This is a genomic window from Telluria sp. ZT3P26 (assembly GCF_059686035.1).
Genome location: NZ_JCASII010000005.1, coordinates 217,753 through 234,606, shown reverse-complemented (window position 1 = coordinate 234,606; position 16,854 = coordinate 217,753). Strand labels below are relative to the sequence as shown.

The window sequence follows — 16,854 nt, the reverse complement described above, 5'->3', positions numbered from 1 at the left end:
TGGCATGGACACGCACCAGGTACACGACGTCGACGCCGCCATGCTGGCCGCCTGGCCGCTGCCCCAGCCGGGCACCGGTGGCGACAAGGAAATGCGCGGCCACATCCTGATCATCGGCGGCTCGCGCGAGATGCCAGGCGCCATCATCCTGGCGGCCACGGCGGCGTTGCGCGCCGGCGCCGGCAAGCTCACGATCGCAACCGGCGCCAGCGTGGCCCAGCTGGTGGCGCTGGCGATGCCCGAGGCGCGCGTGATCGGCCTGACCGAGCACGATACCGATGGCTTCAGCCTCGATGCCGTGGCGAGCCTGGACCCGCTGGCCGATCGCGTCAATGCCGTGCTGGTCGGTCCCGGCATGCGCGACGAGGCAAGCACGGCGCGCCTGCTGCACGCACTGATGCCGCGCCTGGTCGAGGCCAACGTGGGCCTCGTGCTCGACGCCTGTGCGATGGACGTCCTGCTTCATCCACCAGAGCACTGGCCGGAGGGCAAGTCGATGCGCTTCGACCGCCCGGTGATCATGACGCCGCACTGCGGTGAAATGGCGCACCTGACCGGCATCGATAAGGATTGCATCGTCGGCCTGCCCGACGCGCCCGCCCTCGCGGCGGCGCGCGACTGGAATGCCGTGATTGCGCTCAAGGGTGCGCGCACCGTGATCGCTGCGCCGGACGGCACGCTGTGGCAGCACGAAGGCGCCGGCAATATCGGGCTGGCCAGCTCCGGCTCGGGCGACGTGCTGGCCGGCATCATCGGCGGCCTTCTCGCGCGAGGCGCGACCGAGACCCAGGCCGCGTGCTGGGGCGTTGCACTCCATGCGCGCGCCGGCGACCGGCTCGCGCAGCGCCTGGGCCCGCTCGGCTACCTGGCACGCGAAATCGCCGCCGAGGTGCCAGCGCTGCTGGAACAGATCGGACGGCAGGACCTGTCAGTGGCAGGGGGCGGAAAGCCGGCATCGGGCGATGTACACCTGGGCACGTAGCTCACTGGCAGTCACCGGATCTGTGTAAATAATGTTACCAATTTCCCTAAGTGTGCGGTATCTAACGAACCAGCTGTCGGGCTTGCGGTCTAATCGACACAGATGCATTGGAACACATTGAAGTGGAACAAGATTTACTGAAGTACGCACCGGGGCCGCGTATTGCGTGGTTACCCTCACCGTTTCACCAGCGCCCATCGCGTATCGGTGGAACTGACCTGGCGCCGCACCTGCCCACCGTCTGACCTGGCATCTGCGGCACACAAATAGACGTCACTCGAGGAGTAAAAAATGAATGCAATGACCAAGGCACCAAAAATCCTGCTGACCGCCGCTGTGCTGGCAACCCTGCTGGGCGCATGCAAGAAAGACGAAGCAGCGACTACCACGACCGTCCCGGCTGATACCTCGGCCACCATGCCTAGCGGCACTTCGGGCGCCACCGGCACCATGGGCGACACCGGCACTGGCGCAACCGGCACGGGCACCACGGGTACGGGCGACATGGGCACGGGCGCTGCTGCCGGTACCACCGGTACCACGACCGATACGTCGGGCGCAGCAGGCACGAGCGGCATGACGGGTGCCACCGGCACCACCGGCACCGCGGAAGGCGCCACCAGCCCGCAGACCACCGATCCAACCAGCACCACCACGCCGCCAACCGGCACGACCGGCAAGTAATTGCGGTCAATTAGCTGAACATCGCCCCGCAGGCTGGGGCAGGTTCAGTGCAGCATGGCAGCCCGGCTTTTCAGTCGGGCTGTTTGTTTTGGGCCGGCACGCCCTCCGCCACGTCGCGGATCAATTGCTCCACAATCAGAAAATCGGCCGGCTTGGTCAGATGATGATCGAACCCCACCTGGCTTGAACGACGCCGGTCCTGCTCCGCACCCCAGCCCGTGAGCGCGATCAGCGTCGCGCCTTCCATCCCGGCGATGCGGCGCAGCGCTTCGGCCGCGTCATACCCGGTCATGTCGGGCAGCCCGATATCGAGGAACACGATGTGCGGCAGCAGCGCAGCCGCCTGCAGCAGCGCCGAGGCGCCATCGTGCACGGCGGTCACCGCATGCCCGTTCATCTCGAGCAGCGCCTGCAGCGTCTCGGCCGCATCGACGTTGTCGTCGACCACAAGGATCCGCAGCACGCCTGGCTCGGCATGTGGCGCTGGCAACGCGGCAACGGCCGCCATCGGCGGTGGCGTGGCGCTGTCGGCCGGCAGCGGCAGCCAGACCGTGAACTGGCTGCCCTGCCCGACCCCGGCGCTGGTGGCGGCAACCCGGCCGCCATGCAGCTTCACCAGCCGCTGCACCAGATTCAGGCCCACGCCCAGACCGCCCTGCGCCATCTCGGCGCCGGCGTGCGCCTGCGCATACATGTCGAACACGCCCTCGAGTGCATCCGCAGCGATGCCGATGCCGTTGTCCAGGACCGAAATCGCCACCTCATCGCCCTCGATCTGCGCCCGGATGGCCAGTGCGCCGCCCGGCGGCGTGTACTTGGCCGCGTTGTTGAGCAGGTTGCTCAGGATCTGGGCCACGCGATGGCGGTCGGCGTGCAGGCCCACATGCCCGTCCGGCAGGTGCACGGCGAGCGCGTGGCGGCCACGCTCGACCAGCGGCATGCTCATGTCGACGGCTTCGCGTACTGCGTCGGCCAGCAGCACGCGCTCGCAGCGCAGCGTGACCTTGCCTTCGGCCAGGCGCGCCATGTCGAGCAGGTCGTCCACCAGATGCACCATGTGATCTACCTGGCGCCGCATGATGGCCTGCACGTCGCCGCTGGCCGCGCCGATGCGCATCAGCTCCAGGCCCGAGCGGATCGGCGCCAGCGGGTTGCGCAGTTCATGCGCGAGGGTAAACAGGAAGTCGCTCTGCGCGCGGTTCTTCGCGCCCAGTTCGCGCGCCAGGCGCTGCAGTTCCTGCTCGGCCTGCTTTTGGCTGTCGATGTCGAGCGTGACGCCGTCGAAGCGCTCGGGCTGGCCGTTCGCGTCCAGGCCACACCAGCCGATCGCGCGCAACCAGCGCGGCGCGCCATCGGCGCCATCGCCGCCCGGTCCCGATGCGGCAACGCGCGTACGGAACTCGAGGTCCAGCGGCGCGCCGGCGCGCACCGCGTGCGCCACACTGTCGGCCCAGCGCGCGCGGTCTTCCGGGTCGACCGCCGCCATCAGCTCGTCGATCGAGGCGGGGCGACCCGCTTCGACACCAAAGTGCAGGGCCATCTCGGCATTGATCTGGAACTGCGTGAACGGCACGTCGGCATACCAGACGCCGATGTCGCCCGCCTCGGCCACGCGCTCGAAGCGCTCCTGCAACAGCTTGCGCGCATGGACATCGATGACGGTGCCGACATAGCCGTCCGGCTCACCGGCAGCGTTCACGCGCGGCAGGCCGGCATCGATGAACCAGCGGTAGCTGCCGTCATGGCCGCGCAGGCGGTAGTCGAACGAGAACGGCTGGCGCGCCGCACTGGCGGCCAGGAAGATCTCGCCCGAACGCGCGGCGTCGTCGGGGTGCACGTTCTCGAGCCAGCCCATGCCCAGGTCCTGCTCGGGCGTGCGGCCCGTGTAGTCGTACCAGCGCTGGCTCAGGTAGGTGCACAGGCTGTCGTTGTCGGTGGTCCAGAGCATCGCGGGCGAGGCGTCGATCAGCGCCCGCACATGCGCTTCGCGCGCCTGCGCATCGCGGGCGTTCTGGCACCGTTCGCGCCCCAGCGCCACCTGGGTGCCGATGCGCGCCAGCAGCTCGTTGGCCGAAAACGGCTTGACCAGGTAGTCGTCGGCTCCGGCCTGCAGGCCCTCGACCTTGGCTTCTTCGCCGGCGCGCGCCGACAGCAGCATCACCGGCAGATGACGCAGCAGCGCGCTGGCGCGCACCTTGGCGATCAGGCCGAAGCCATCCAGGCGCGGCATCATCACGTCCGACAGCAACAGGTCGGGCGGGTCCAGCAGCGCCATTTCGTAGGCCACCTGGCCGTCGGCCACCGCGCGCACGTCGGCGTGCGGCTCGAGCAGCGACTTGAGGTAGGCGCGCATGTCGTTGTTGTCGTCGGCGACCAGGATGCGTGGCCGCGCTTCGGGCTGCACGTCGGACTGCGCGGGCGCGCTCGTGTTCGTGTCCTGGTCCGTGTCCGTTGCTGGCGGTACGCCTTCCTGTGTATCGGGCAGCCAGCGCAGCGCTTCCTCGACGAACGCCGCGCCCATGCGCTGGCGGTCGGCCGTCGCCTCCGGCGCCTGCACGATGCGGTCTGCCGGCAGGTGCGCATCGCCAAACGGCAGGTCGACGTCAAAGCGCGTGCCTTCGCCGAAGATGCTCGCCACCGCGATGGTGCCGCCGTGCAGCCGCACCAGTTCCTGGATCAGCGCCAGGCCGATGCCGGTGCCTTCATACGTGCGGCCCGGGGCACCCTCGATGCGGTGGAAGCGCTCGAACATGCGTGGCAGTTCGTGCTCGGGAATCCCGGTGCCGGTGTCCTGCACCGACAGCCGCGCCATGCCGGCGTGTTCGCGCAGGCTGACCGTCACGCCGCCCTGCAGCGTGAACTTGAAGGCGTTCGACAGCAGGTTGAAGACGATCTTTTCCCACATGTCGCGGTCGACAAAGACCGGCTGCGTCAGTGGCTGCAGATCGACGCTGTAATCCAGGCCACCCTTGGTCATGGCCGATTCGAATACGCCGGCCAGGTCGAGCGTCAGGCGCGCCAGGTCGACCGGCATGTAGCTGGCCTGCACGCGGCCGGCTTCGATGCGCGAAAAGTCGAGCAGCGAATTGACCAGCTTGAGCAGGCGCAGCGAATTGCGGTGCGTGAGTTCGATGCGCTGGCGCTGGATCGCGCTCATGCTCTCGGGCGCATCGGCCAGCGCATCGTCGAGCGGGCCGAGGATCAGCGTGAGCGGCGTGCGGAATTCATGCGAAACGTTCGAGAAGAACGCCGTCTTGGCGCGGTCGATCTGGGCCAGTTCTTCGGCGCGGCGCTGCTCCTGCTCGTAGGCGACGACGTTGCCCACCGCAGTATTGACGGCCGCGCCGAGCAAGGCGTAGAAGTTGCGGTAGTCGGCGTCGAGCGCGCGGCGCACGCTGACCCCGGCCACGACAAACCCGAACAGCGCCTGCTGGCCGGGCAAGGTCAGCGGCAGCACCAGCGCCGAGCGCGGCGCGTCGTCGTACGGTCCGCAGGCAACGCCGCCGAGGCGCGTCGCGACGTCATCGACCTGATGGGCGCCGTGCGACGCGCTGCTGCGGGCAAAGGGCCAGATGCTGTCGTCGATGGCGATTGAAACAGGTGCGAGCGCGCTGTCCGGCGCCAGGCCGGCGCTGCCGCGCAGCACCAGCATGCCCGTCTCGGCATCGATCTGGTAGAACAGCACGAACGGCACGTCGGCCGTCATCTGCGTGCAATGGCTTGCCAGTTGCGCGCCGATGTCGCCGATCGACCGCACGCCCGCCAGGCTGGCAGTCAGGTCGCGCAGGCCCTTGCTGCGGCGCGCGCTGAGCACCTGGGCCGTGGTTTCGGTGATCGGGTGGAACACCCCGCCGACCGCGCCGGACTCGTCGCGAATGGGCGAGAACGAGAACGTCATGTTGGCTTCTTCGAGATAGCCGCTGCGGTCGAGGAACATCTGCTGGTCGCGGATGTACGCGCCGGAACCCTGGTGCGCGAGCTCGAAGGCGGCGCCCACGACCGGCAGCGCCGAGGCCCAGACCACCTTGAACGGCGCGCCCATGGCCGCCGGATGCAGGTCGCCACAGATCGGGCGGTAGGCATCGTTGTAGATCTGGATGTCGTCCGGGCCCCAGCAGACCAGGATCGGGAACGTCGACGACAGGCACAGGCTGACGGACGTGCGCAGGCTCTGTGGCCATCCGGACGGCGGTCCGAGCGGCGTGGCCGACCAGTCCATGCTGCGGATCAGTTCGCCCATCTCGCCCCCACCGGCGAGCCAGTTCAGGTCGTCATTGGCGAACGTGGCGATGGGCTGTACGACGGGCATGGGGCTGGACCTTACGGGGGAAAAGGAAGTGCGGCGTGGCGTCGCGTGAAGGCACACGACGATTGCACATGCTGCCCAACGGCGAAGTGCATGGCAAAAGATCCGCTATTAGACCATAACCCGTCGTCCGCTGGTTGCCGAGGTGCTATTTTACAACCCCGATAAACGACTGCGAGTTACCCAATAAAAAACACGGCCAGTCAATATTGGCCGTGTCCGGAAAATCCGGCAAGGCGCTTGCGGCGCCCTGCCCTGTTGACTCAGACCGGCGCCACCTTGGCGCGCCCGCGCCCTGTCGCGAACCGCACGAGGCGCATGATCAGCCGGTACACCAGGCGCACCAGCGTCAGCGCCAGGATGGCTTCGATGAAGGTCATCAGGAACGCCACCAGCGCGTTGCGGTGCCCGGCGCGGCGGCCGTACTTGGCCACCATGCGGTCGCGGGCGATCTCGATGCTGTCATAGAAGGTCGGCACCACCAGCAGCGTCAGGATCGTCGACGTGATCGTGCCGCCAATGATCGCGATTGCCAGCGGCTGGTAGAACTCGCCCGAGTCACCCAGGGCCAGCGCCACCGGCAGCATGCCGGCGATCAGCGCGAAGGTGGTCATCAGGATCGGCCGCAGGCGCTTGCGCCCGGCCGCCATCAGCGCGTCTTCGCGGTCCATGCCTTCGTGCTCGAGCGCCCTGGCGGCGTCGAGCAGCAGGATCGCGTTCTTGGCGACCAGGCCCATCAGCATCAGGATGCCGATCATGCTCATCAGGTTGAGCGTGTTGCCGGTCATGATCAGGGCCAGCACGACGCCGATCAGCGACAGCGGCAACGACAGCATCACGCCGATCGGCGCCGTGAACGAGCCGAACTGCATCACGAGGATCAGGTACATCAGCGCAATGCCCGAGAACAGCGCAATGACCATCTCCTTGAACAGTTCCTGCTGGTCTTCACCCGAGCCGCCCAGCGCCAGGCCGTAACCCGGCGGGAAGTCGAAGGTGCGCGCCAGTTTCATCGCGTCGGTCGTGACCTCACCGGCCGAACGGCCCTGCGCATTGGCCGATACGGTGATCATGCGCTCGCCGTTCTTGTGACGGATCGCCGACGGGCCCTTGCCCATCGTGATCGACGCGATCTGCTCGAGCGGCACCATCATGCCGGTACCGGTGACCGGGATCGGCAGGCGCTCGATGCTGTCGGTATTGACGCGGTCGTCCGGATGCAGGCGCACGGCGACGTCGCGGGTTTCGCTGGTCGGATCGACCCAGTCGCCCACTTCGATGCCGGCAAACGCCACGCGCAGCGACTGCGCCGCATCGCCCACCGAAATGCCCAGGGCATTGGCAAGACCCCGGTCGAGCACGATCTGCAGCTCGTTCTTCGGATCCTGCTCGGACAGCGCGACGTCCACCGCACCGGGCACTTGACGCAGCTTTTCCATGTAGGCGGTGGTCAGCTCCATGAGTTTGCGCGAATCGGGACCGGTAAATTCCACCTGCACCGGCTTGCCGCCGCCGGACAGGTCATCGATGACCGTGTATTCGGCGCCCACCAGGGTGGCGATCTTGGCGCGCAGTTCGATGGCGACTTCGGACGCAGTGCGCTTGCGCTCGCTGCGCTTGCCGATGTCGACGTAGATCGAGCCGCCGCTGGTCTTGACGTTGCTGTTCGTGTCCTTCGTTTCAGGCAGGGTGCGGGCCAGCACGGCTGCTGCTTCCAGCTTGCGGCGCGCATACTCGATCGACGACGAGGCCGGCGTGCGCACCTCGATCTGCAGGTTGCCCGAGTCCTGCTTGGGCAGGAAGCTCGACCCGCCGAAGTAATGGTGCATGACCAGCGCACCGACCAGGCTGGCCACTGCCAGGAATGCCATCGCGCGGCGGTGATGCAGCGCCCAGGCAATCACGCGGCCATAACGATCGGCCTGGTGATCGAACCAGTGATTGAAGCGGTCGAGCACGGCGCCGATGCCGGTCTTCGGGCGGCTGTGGTGATCCGGTGGGTCACCCCAGTAGGCCGACATCATCGGGTCGAGCGTGAACGAGATGAACAGCGACACGATCACCGAGCAGGTCACGGTCAGTGCAAACGGCCGGAACCATTCGCCCGACACGCCCGGCATGAACGCCACCGGCACGAACACGGCCATGATGGAGAACGTGGTTGCAGCCACTGCCATGCCGATCTCGGCGGTGCCTTCGAGCGCCGCCGTGCGACGGTCGGACCCCATTTCCATATGGCGCACGATGTTCTCGCGCACCACGATCGCATCGTCGATCAGCACGCCGATGGCCAGCGACAGGCCCAGCAGCGTCATGAAGTTCAGCGTGAAGCCGCACAGCCAGACCGCGATGAACGCGGCCAGTACCGACGTCGGCAGCGCCAGCGCGGTGATCAGCGTCGAGCGCCATGAATTGAGAAACGCGTAGACGACGAACACGGTCAGCACGGCGCCCAGCACCAGCGCCTCGATCACGTTGTTCAGGCTCGACTGCGCATCCTTGCCGCCGTCAATCACGACCTCGAGTTTGGTACCGGCCGGCAGCAGTTTGCTCTGCGCTGCCACCACTTCGTGGACGCGCTTGGCCAGCGATACGGTGGAGGCATCACGCGAGCGCGAAATCTGCAGACCCACATTCGGCCTGCCGCTGCGCACCGACAGCGTGTTCACGTCGGCGAAGCCATCGCGGATCTCGGCCACCTGGTTCAGGCGCACGATCTGGTCGCCATTGCGCTTGACGACGATCTGCGAAAAATCTTCGGGTCGCTCGATGCGCCCGACCAGGCGAATTCCCTTTTCGTCGAGTTCGCTACGCAGCTTGCCCACCGGCGCATTGGTATTGCCGTTACGCAGCGCGTTGGTGACGTCGGACGCCGAGACATTGAATTCGCTCAGCTTCTCGGCCCGCAGCAGCACCGACAGCTCGCGCCGCAGCGCGCCGTTGACGACCACAGTGGACACGCCATCGATGCCGCGGAATTCGTCGGCCAGCACGTCTTCGGCGTAGCGCGAGATTTCGGCGTGGCTCTGGGTGCTGGACGACAGTGCCAGCGACATGATCGGCTGGGCCGACGGATCGATCCGGCGCAGCACCGGCTCGCGCATCTCGATCGGCAGCTTGTAGCGCACGGCGGCAATCGCGTTGCGCACGTCGTCCGACGCTTCGATCAGGTCGCGGTTGAAGTCGAACTCCATCCAGATCGAGGCACCGCCTTCGTAGGAGTTGGAATTGACATCCTTGACGCCCTGGATCGCCTGCATCTGCTTTTCGAGGCGGTTGGTGATCTCGCGCTCGGCGGTCTCGGGCGATGCGCCCGGATAGGGGATGTCGACGACGATGATCGGAATCTCGACATCCGGGTTCTGGTTGACCTTCAGTTTGGACAGGGCCAGCAGGCCGATGGCCATCATCGCGACGATGATGACGATCGTCGCGACCGGTTTCTTGACACTAAAATTGGACAGGAACATGGTGGGTTTTCCTTTGGTGTTCCTGGGCTTACTTGCCCTGGACCGCGCCTGCGCCCGCACCAGCGCCATTCGCGCTGGCCACACGGGCGTTCGGCATGTCGACCTTCTGGCCGTCCTTCAGGTTCGACGTCGGCGCACGCAGCACGATGTCGCCGGCCGCGAGACCCTGCTTGATCTCGACATTGCCGGTACGGGCGTCGCGCGCGCCGACCACCAGCTTGACCTTCGACAGCGTCTTGTCCTTGATGCGCCAGGTGTGGCTGGCGTCGCCCACGCGCACCAGCGCGCTCTCGGGCAGCATCAGCGCGTCGGTCGCGGCAGCGTCGACACGCCCTTCGGCGTACAGGCCGGCCACGCGCGGCTGCGCATTGTCGACAAAGCCCACCAGCACCTCGACCTGGCGCGTCACCGGATTGGCGGCAGGGTCGATGCGCCTGACCACGCCGGCAAACGTCTGGTCCGCGTAGCCATTCACGCGGAAATTGACCTTCTGGCCAATTTTGACGGTGCTGACCGAGTCGGCCGACACCGCGCCTTCGAAGCGCATGCTGGTCGGATCGATGACCTTGACGAGTTCCTTGCCGATGGTGGCGGTGTCGCCATTGGACACCTTGCGCTCGGAAACGATGCCGTCGAATGGCGCGCGCACGGTGGTGCGGGCCAGTTGCTGGCGGGCGGTGGCCACGCGGCTGCGCGAGCTCGACAGTTCACTCATCGCATTGTTGCGCGCCATCTCGGCGTCGTCGAGCGCCTTGGCCGAGGTCATGCCCGACGCGGTCAGGGTTTTCAGGCGCTCGAGCTGGCGGTTGGCCTGGTCGACGGCCAGCGAGGCGGCGCGCTGCATGTCTTCGGCCGACATCAGGGTGTCGCGGATCGAGGTTTCGTCGAGGCGCACCAGCACGTCGCCGCGCTTGACCGGCTCGCCGTTTTCCTTGAGCACCTGCAGCACGATGGCCGAGACTTCGGCGCGCAGGTCGGCGCGGCGCTCGGGTTCGATCGAGCCGGTGATCACCGGGCCCGACGACACCGACGCGCTCTGGATCGTCAGGACATCCTCTTGCGCCACAGTCAGCTGGGTCGGCTTGTTGTCCTTGCCCTCGGGGGCTTTGGAATCCTTGCCGCAAGCGACTAAGCTTGATGCGATGGCTAGAACGAGGAGTGTTTTGCGCAGCATGGTGGTTCTCCGGAAATGGACTCGGTGTTTTTATAAAAATAAGGTCTGATACATCCAGCGCGCAGTATTCAGGAGGTCTCCAGCAGCGTCAATTGACGAACCTGTGTACTGCCGGATTCGATGGATGAAGTGCGGAATCTGGCGATGAGCTGCATTCCGTCCGGGATGAAATGCAGTGAAAAACGGACAACCAACGGACAACGACGGACGCCCGGACGTCCGCCGGGATGCGCGACGCGCGCATCCCGTACCACCACTAGAACCCGCCCAGCAGCGTGTAGATCAGAAAGCCCATGCCGATGCCGGTCAGGATGCCGCCGGCGATCTCGACGCGCGTGTGGCCCATGCGCTCGCGCAGGATCACATGGTCCGCTTTGCCCTCGTGCAGGCGGTTCAGCGTGACAGCATGGCGACCAACGTGCTGGCGCAGGCTGTTGGCGTCAATCATGACGATGAAGGCGAGCGTGACGGCCACGCCGAACGCCGGATGGCCCATGCCTTCGCGCAGGGCGATCAGCGTGGCCATGCTGGACACGACGGCGCTATGGTTGCTGGGAAAGCCGCCATTGCCGACCAGGTCGAAGGCCCAGCGCCGGTAGCGCACGCTGGAAATAAAAAACTTGATCGGGCCGACCACCATCCAGGTCAGTACCGGTGTGACGAGATAAATGAGTTCCATGGTTTCTTAGAGTGAAAAATGCTGGGCAGAATTATCTCAGAAGCAAGGCTCGGCAGGCGACTTTCGGTACGGTCGATTTTGGCAAGGACACGGTAATATTGTCCCAACGGGTACCTGCACACAAGAGGCGCATATGCGGCATTTCCGGTGGTCCTTCGTCGTAACGGCATTGCTCATGGTGCTCGCTGGCTGGTGGGGCTATGCGCACCGGGGCTGGCCCGGGCTGCTGCAGGCTCTGTGGATCACCGCCATCCTTGGTGTACTGGAAGTGTCGCTTTCTTTCGACAATGCAGTGGTCAATGCATCGGTGCTCAAGCACTGGAACGAATTCTGGCGCAAGTTGTTCCTCACCGTCGGCATCCTGGTGGCCGTATTCGGGATGCGCCTGCTGTTTCCCCTCGTGATCGTGGCGGCTGCGACCGGGCTGGGGTTGCCGGCCGTCTGGCACATGGCGCTCGACAATCCGGCCGAGTATTCGCGCAACCTCACCGCGCACCACGCCGAAGTGGCAGCCTTTGGCGGCGCCTTCCTGATGCTGGTGTTCCTGAACTTTATGTTCGATGAAGAAAAAGAACTGCACTGGTTCGACTGGCTGGAGGCAAAAGTCGGCAAGTACGGCACCGAAGGCCTGGCCGTGCTGCTCACCTTGCTGTGCGTGATTCTCGCCATGCGCCTGATGCCGGAGGCGCGCAAGCTGGCGGTGCTGACCGCAGGCGTCACGGGCGTGCTGATCTATATAGCGGTGAAGTGGCTCAGCAACCTGCTCGAAGCGAAGGAGCACGATCCGGCCGTGGGCGCGATGATCTCGCAAGGCAGCATCGGGGGCTTCCTGTACCTCGAAGTGCTCGATGCGTCGTTCAGCTTCGATGGCGTGATCGGTGCATTCGCCATCACCAACGATGTCGTCATCATCATGCTGGGACTGGCCATCGGCGCCATGTTCGTGCGCTCGATGACCGTGTTTCTGGTCTACAAGGGCACGTTGCAGGAATTCGTGTACCTGGAACACGGCGCGCACTATGCCATTGGCATCCTGGCGCTGATCATGTTCGCCAGCGTCCACTATCACATCCCGGAATGGTTCACCGGGCTGTCGGGGCTGGCGTTCATTCTCGTGTCGCTGTGGTCGTCGATCCGGTATCGCCGGCGGCTGGCGCAAGGGGCGCTGGCCGACCCCGGACATGGCTGACCCGGCCAGTCGCCGGAATCCCGGTTTGCGATTGGGGCAAGGCGTGGCAGAATGGGCGCGCACCGCGTTTGCGCTGCACGTTTGACAACCCCGACCACTTTCCTGATCGACCAGCCCCAACCATGCCGACCACCATGCCAAAACGCACTTCCGCCATTCTGCTCATCCTCATCGCCGTCGTCGCTGTCCTGGCTGCAGGCTATACCTGGTTCACGCTGACCTGGTCGTACTCCGAAGGCGAACGTGCCGGCTACCTGCAGAAATTCTCCAAGCGCGGCTGGCTGTGCAAGACGTGGGAAGGCGAGATCCTGCTGTCGAGCATGCCAGGGGCGATTCCCGAGCGCTTCGTGTTCACGGTGCGTGACGAGACCGTCGTACCAGCCCTGCTGGCCAGCATGGGCAAGCGCGTGCAACTGACGTATGACCAGCACAAGGGTGTGCCAACCACCTGCTTCGGCGAAACCGAGTATTTCGTGTCGAAAGTGGCCGGCGGCCCGGATAACCCGCTGTCACCAAGCCAGGCACCAGCAGTTGCGCAACCGGCCGCCGCACAGTAAGTACACCACCGTCGTTCCAGGCACACCACCGTCGTTCCCGCGCAGGCGGGAACCCAATTTTGTGCGCCGTACCTGTAACGTCAAACACTGCCGGTACGCGACGAGCTTGGGTTCCCGCCTTCGCGGGAACGACGTGTTGATAGCGTTGGGGGCAGATGCTTGCCCTCCCCGATCAGTCCGGATCGCCCTTGCGGTGCCCGTCCAGCTCGCGCTGCGTCGCGATCACTTCGGCCAGCCTGGCTGCCGCCTGCGCGGCCGATGTATCGCCGGCCCGCGCCTGCGATTGCTTGAAGCGGCCCAGTACCTCGCGCGTCAGGTCGGCCGAGACTGAACGCTGGCCCGCTTCGACCTTGCGCTCGCCAATGGCGCGCTGCGTTGCCGCCAGTTCAACCGCGTCGTCATCCTGACGCCGGCTTTCCAGATTCACGAGCTGCTTGCGCGCGTCGGCCATCTGCTGCGTCGCGTGCGCTGCCTTGCGCTGCATTTCGGCGTGCTCTTGCGCGTGTTCGAGCAGCGCCCGCTGTGCTTCGCGTTTTTCCAGCGCCGCCTGCACCGCTGCCAGCTCGGCCAGCTCGCGCTGACGCGCCAGTTCGGCCTGGGCCTGTTCGGCGTCGGCGCGCGACACGGCGGCCTGCGCCGCAGCCTGTTCGGATGCCAGGCGCGCTGCCTGCGCTTCGTTGGCGCGGGTGTCGGCGGCGGCCTGCTCGCGCTGCGCCGCCAGCTTGCGCTCGACCAGCGACAACGCTTCGCGTGCGGCCCGGGTCGCATCGCGTTCGGCGGCAAGGGCCGCCTCGGTCAGCGCCACCTGCTGCTGCTCGACCTCGGCGCGTTCGGTCTGGGCCTGGGCCAGCTCGGCCGCGCGGCGCGCATGCGCCTGCTGGGCGGCAGCTGCCGCCTCGGCCTGCGAGGCTTCTTCGATCGCTGCGTCGGCCTGCGCCTGCTGCGCTTCCCAGGCAGCGCGCTGCGCGTCTTCGGTGCGCCGCTCGGCCTCGACCTTGGCCTGCAGGGCCGCGGTAGCCGCCGCTTCGGCCTCGCTGCGTGCCTGCGCCGCCAGCGTCAGTTCATGCTCGGCCGCGAGTTTTTGTTCCAGTGCGGCCAGCGCCTGCGCCTCGGCCGCGGCGCGTTCCTGCTCGGCCTGCACGAGGCGTTCGGCCTGTTCGCGGCGCTGCGTCGCCAGCTGGGCTGCCTCTTGCTGCAACTGCACCTGCGATGCTTCGAGCGCCAGCGCTGCAGCCTCGGCATCATTCAATGCCGCCTGCGCGGCGGCAGCCGCCTGCGCCAGTCCAGCGCGCTCGTCGGCCAGTGCGGCCTCGCGCTGGTGTTCTTCAGCCTCGCGCTGCGCCGCGGCCGTGGCCGCTTCGTCGGCGGCCGTGCGCGCACGCGCGTCGAGCGCAGCCTGCGCTTCGGCTTCCAGGCGTGCCTGCACCTGCTCGCCCGCTTCTTCTTCGGCGCGGGCGCGGTCTTCGGCCACCAGACGCAGCTTGCGGTCGGCTTCGATGCGCGCTTCGGTCGCGGCCAGGATGCGCGTCTCGGCATCGCGCCGCGCGGCGGCGCTCGAGGCCGCCATCTGTTCTTGCCGCTCGCGGTGCACGGCGGCATCGCGGATGTCTTTTTCGGTCTGCAGGCGCATGCGCAGCGACTGACCGGCCACCCGTTCGGATTCGGCCTGGGCCAGCGCAATGGCTTCGCGCTCCTGCTCGATGTGGGCGTAGGCGCGCGCTTCTTCGAGGGCGCGCGCTTCCGCCGCGGCGCGCGCGAAGGCCGATGTGAGCGCGATCTGGTCGGCGCGCTCGCGCTGCTGGGTCAGTTCGAGGGCTTCGGCTTCGGCGTCGGCCAGTTTCTCGGCGGTCTGGCGCGCGGAGCGTTCGGCCCGCTCGCGCTCGCGCGCCAGGATGGCGATGCGGGCGTCGGCGCTGGCGTTGTGCTGCACTTCTTCACGCGCCGCCTCCACGGCGGCCATGCGTTCGACCGCCTGCAGGCGCGCCTGCTCGGTATGCACGACCAGTTCATCGGCCGCGCGGGCGGCCTTGGCGGCCAGTTCGGCCTCGGCTTCGATCTGGGCCGTCGCGCGGCGGCGCGCTTCTTCTTCGAGGCGCGCACGCGCTTCGGTGGCGACCCGCACTTCGGTATCGCTTTTTACGCGCGCGCGCAGCTCGGCAGTCTCCTGGCGGATCGCCTCCAGGCGTTCGCTCGAGGCCTGGGCGGCAGCGCGCAGCGAGTCGAGGCGTTCGCGGTTGGCGGCGATGGCGTCTTCGGATGCCTGGGAATTGGCTTGCGCCGCGGCGGCCGCGGCGGCGTCGATGGACGCGCGCTCGTCGGCCAGCGAGCGGGCGCGCGCTTCGGCGTGGTGGCGGCTCTCGGCCGCCATGTTCGCCTTGGCTTCGGCTTCGACGCGCGCGATCGCTTCCTGGATCTCGCGCATTTCAAGTGGTTTGCGACCTGGACCGGCAAATTCGGCAGGTTCCACCGCAGCCGGCATCGCCGGCAAAACCGGCAAGACCGGAACGACCGGCTGCGTGAACGCGGCAGCCGGCACCGGCCGCGCGTCGGTCGGCGCCAACGCTTCGGCGGCCGGCGACAGGTCGATCGTGAAGTCGTGGTCGTCTTGTGGGACTGGGTTCGGTTCCATGCGGGTCTCTGTGGCGGCAGTCTGGTGGATTATCCGGCAAAACCGGTTCGCGTGCCATGCCGAACTGGATGGCAATCGTGCATCAGCTTGGGGCTTTGCCTACAGTTGCCACAGCGGCGGCTCGTCCATCAGCGCAACCTGCTCGCGCAGTTCGAGGATACGATCCTGCCAGTACCGCTGCGTATTGAACCAGGGGAAAGCGGCCGGGAATGCCGGATCGGTCCAGCGCATCGCCAGCCACGCCGAGTAATGGATCAGGCGCAGTGTCCGCAGCGCTTCCACCAGATACAGCTGGCGCGGATGGAAATCACAGAAATCCTCGTAGCCGGCCAGTACATCGGCCATCTGGCCCACCATCTCCTGCCGCTCGCCCGACAGCAGCATCCACAGGTCCTGCACCGCCGGCCCCATGCGGCTATCGTCGAAATCGACGAAGTGCGGCCCGTCGGGCGTCCACAGCACGTTGCCGCCGTGGCAATCGCCATGCAGGCGCACGAGCGGCAGCTCACCGGCCCGCTCGTAGCAGCGCGCCACGCCTTCAAGCGCCTGTTCCATCACGCTCGACCAGGCCGGCATCAGCTCGGGGGGCACGAAATCATGGCCGCGCAGCCAGTCGTATGGCTCGCGGCCGAAGGTGACCGGGTCGAGCGCCGGGCGCAGCAGGAATGGCTTGACGGCGCCCTGGGCGTGGATGCGGCCGATGAAGCGGCCAATCCACTCCAGCACGGCCGGGTCACCCAGCTCGGGCGCGCGCCCGCCGCGGCTCTCGAACACCGAAAAGCGGAAGCCGTCGAACGTGTGCAGCGTGCGCCCGTCAATCGCGATGGCGGGGATGACGGGGATCTCTTTCTCGACCAGCTCGGCAACGAAGCCGTGTTCTTCCAGGATGGCCTCATCGCTCCAGCGTTCAGGCCGGTAAAACTTGACCACGACCGGTTCGCCCTCTTCGCGGCCGACACGGTACACGCGGTTCTCATAGCTGTTGAGCGCCAGCAGGCGCCCGTCGCCATGCAGGCCGACGCTGTCGAGCGCGTCGAGCACCGTTGCAGGATCCAGACGCGCGTAGGGATGGTCGGGCGTTTCGTTGTCGAGATTCAAGGTATCCATGCCCCCATTGTACGGCGGCGCACGTGCCAGTGGTGATTGCGAACATTTCACTACTGTTGTGTTCGTTTTCGCACAGA

10 protein-coding genes are annotated in these 16,854 nt (G+C 66.6%); 4 read left to right on the top strand and 6 right to left on the bottom strand.

Annotated features, from left to right (window positions below):
* The first annotated feature begins 4 nt into the window (after positions 1–4).
* Both AC56LN_RS17465 and AC56LN_RS17460 read left to right on the top strand, forming a co-directional pair.
* On the top strand, positions 5–982 hold the full coding sequence (locus AC56LN_RS17465; protein WP_499573626.1) for an NAD(P)H-hydrate dehydratase: 978 nt from the start codon (positions 5–7) through the stop codon (positions 980–982).
* 291 nt (positions 983–1,273) lie between these two features.
* Positions 1,274–1,666 (top strand): hypothetical protein, encoded by a 393-nt coding sequence (locus AC56LN_RS17460; RefSeq protein ID WP_499573624.1) that lies wholly within the window; start codon positions 1,274–1,276, stop codon positions 1,664–1,666.
* 70 nt (positions 1,667–1,736) lie between these two features.
* Here the strand turns inward: AC56LN_RS17460 and AC56LN_RS17455 are convergent, their stop codons facing one another.
* The 4 genes from AC56LN_RS17455 to AC56LN_RS17440 all read right to left on the bottom strand — a co-directional run bounded on the left by AC56LN_RS17455 (position 1,737) and on the right by AC56LN_RS17440 (position 11,295).
* Positions 1,737–5,975, bottom strand: a complete 4,239-nt coding sequence (locus tag AC56LN_RS17455) for an ATP-binding protein (RefSeq protein ID WP_499573622.1) — start codon at positions 5,973–5,975, stop codon at positions 1,737–1,739.
* 260 nt (positions 5,976–6,235) lie between these two features.
* A complete protein-coding gene (locus tag AC56LN_RS17450; RefSeq protein ID WP_499573620.1) occupies positions 6,236–9,442 on the bottom strand; it encodes an efflux RND transporter permease subunit in 3,207 nt (1,068 codons plus the stop codon).
* Positions 9,443–9,470: 28 nt separating this feature from the next.
* Entirely contained in the window at positions 9,471–10,616 is a 1,146-nt protein-coding gene (locus AC56LN_RS17445; RefSeq protein ID WP_499573618.1) for an efflux RND transporter periplasmic adaptor subunit, read from the bottom strand.
* A 256-nt stretch (positions 10,617–10,872) separates the two neighbouring features.
* A complete protein-coding gene (locus AC56LN_RS17440; RefSeq protein WP_499573616.1) occupies positions 10,873–11,295 on the bottom strand; it encodes a divergent PAP2 family protein in 423 nt (140 codons plus the stop codon).
* A 133-nt stretch (positions 11,296–11,428) separates the two neighbouring features.
* Between AC56LN_RS17440 and AC56LN_RS17435 the strand changes: the two genes are divergently transcribed.
* Entirely contained in the window at positions 11,429–12,484 is a 1,056-nt protein-coding gene (locus AC56LN_RS17435; RefSeq protein WP_499573614.1) for a DUF475 domain-containing protein, read from the top strand.
* Between the two features lie 134 nt (positions 12,485–12,618).
* Positions 12,619–13,041, top strand: a complete 423-nt coding sequence (locus AC56LN_RS17430; protein ID WP_482898018.1) for a DUF8785 domain-containing protein — start codon at positions 12,619–12,621, stop codon at positions 13,039–13,041.
* Positions 13,042–13,213: 172 nt separating this feature from the next.
* On the opposite strand, the gene AC56LN_RS17425 is transcribed toward AC56LN_RS17430, so the two are convergent.
* Positions 13,214–15,670, bottom strand: a complete 2,457-nt coding sequence (locus AC56LN_RS17425; protein ID WP_499573612.1) for a coiled-coil domain-containing protein — start codon at positions 15,668–15,670, stop codon at positions 13,214–13,216.
* 99 nt (positions 15,671–15,769) lie between these two features.
* Positions 15,770–16,777 (bottom strand): serine/threonine protein kinase, encoded by a 1,008-nt coding sequence (locus AC56LN_RS17420; protein ID WP_499573610.1) that lies wholly within the window; start codon positions 16,775–16,777, stop codon positions 15,770–15,772.
* Positions 16,778–16,854 lie beyond the last annotated feature (77 nt).

Excerpts from the sequence above, each read along its gene's own strand:
- AC56LN_RS17440 (WP_499573616.1), bottom strand. The coding sequence starts at position 11,295 with ATGGAACTCATTTATCTCGTCACACCGGTACTGACCTGGATGGTGGTC.
- AC56LN_RS17460 (WP_499573624.1), top strand. The coding sequence starts at position 1,274 with ATGAATGCAATGACCAAGGCACCAAAAATCCTGCTGACCGCCGCTGTG.
- AC56LN_RS17420 (WP_499573610.1), bottom strand. The coding sequence starts at position 16,777 with ATGGATACCTTGAATCTCGACAACGAAACGCCCGACCATCCCTACGCG.
- AC56LN_RS17445 (WP_499573618.1), bottom strand. The coding sequence starts at position 10,616 with ATGCTGCGCAAAACACTCCTCGTTCTAGCCATCGCATCAAGCTTAGTC.
- AC56LN_RS17455 (WP_499573622.1), bottom strand. The coding sequence starts at position 5,975 with ATGCCCGTCGTACAGCCCATCGCCACGTTCGCCAATGACGACCTGAAC.
- AC56LN_RS17465 (WP_499573626.1), top strand. The coding sequence starts at position 5 with ATGGACACGCACCAGGTACACGACGTCGACGCCGCCATGCTGGCCGCC.
- AC56LN_RS17425 (WP_499573612.1), bottom strand. The coding sequence starts at position 15,670 with ATGGAACCGAACCCAGTCCCACAAGACGACCACGACTTCACGATCGAC.
- AC56LN_RS17430 (WP_482898018.1), top strand. The coding sequence starts at position 12,619 with ATGCCAAAACGCACTTCCGCCATTCTGCTCATCCTCATCGCCGTCGTC.
- AC56LN_RS17450 (WP_499573620.1), bottom strand. The coding sequence starts at position 9,442 with ATGTTCCTGTCCAATTTTAGTGTCAAGAAACCGGTCGCGACGATCGTC.
- AC56LN_RS17435 (WP_499573614.1), top strand. The coding sequence starts at position 11,429 with ATGCGGCATTTCCGGTGGTCCTTCGTCGTAACGGCATTGCTCATGGTG.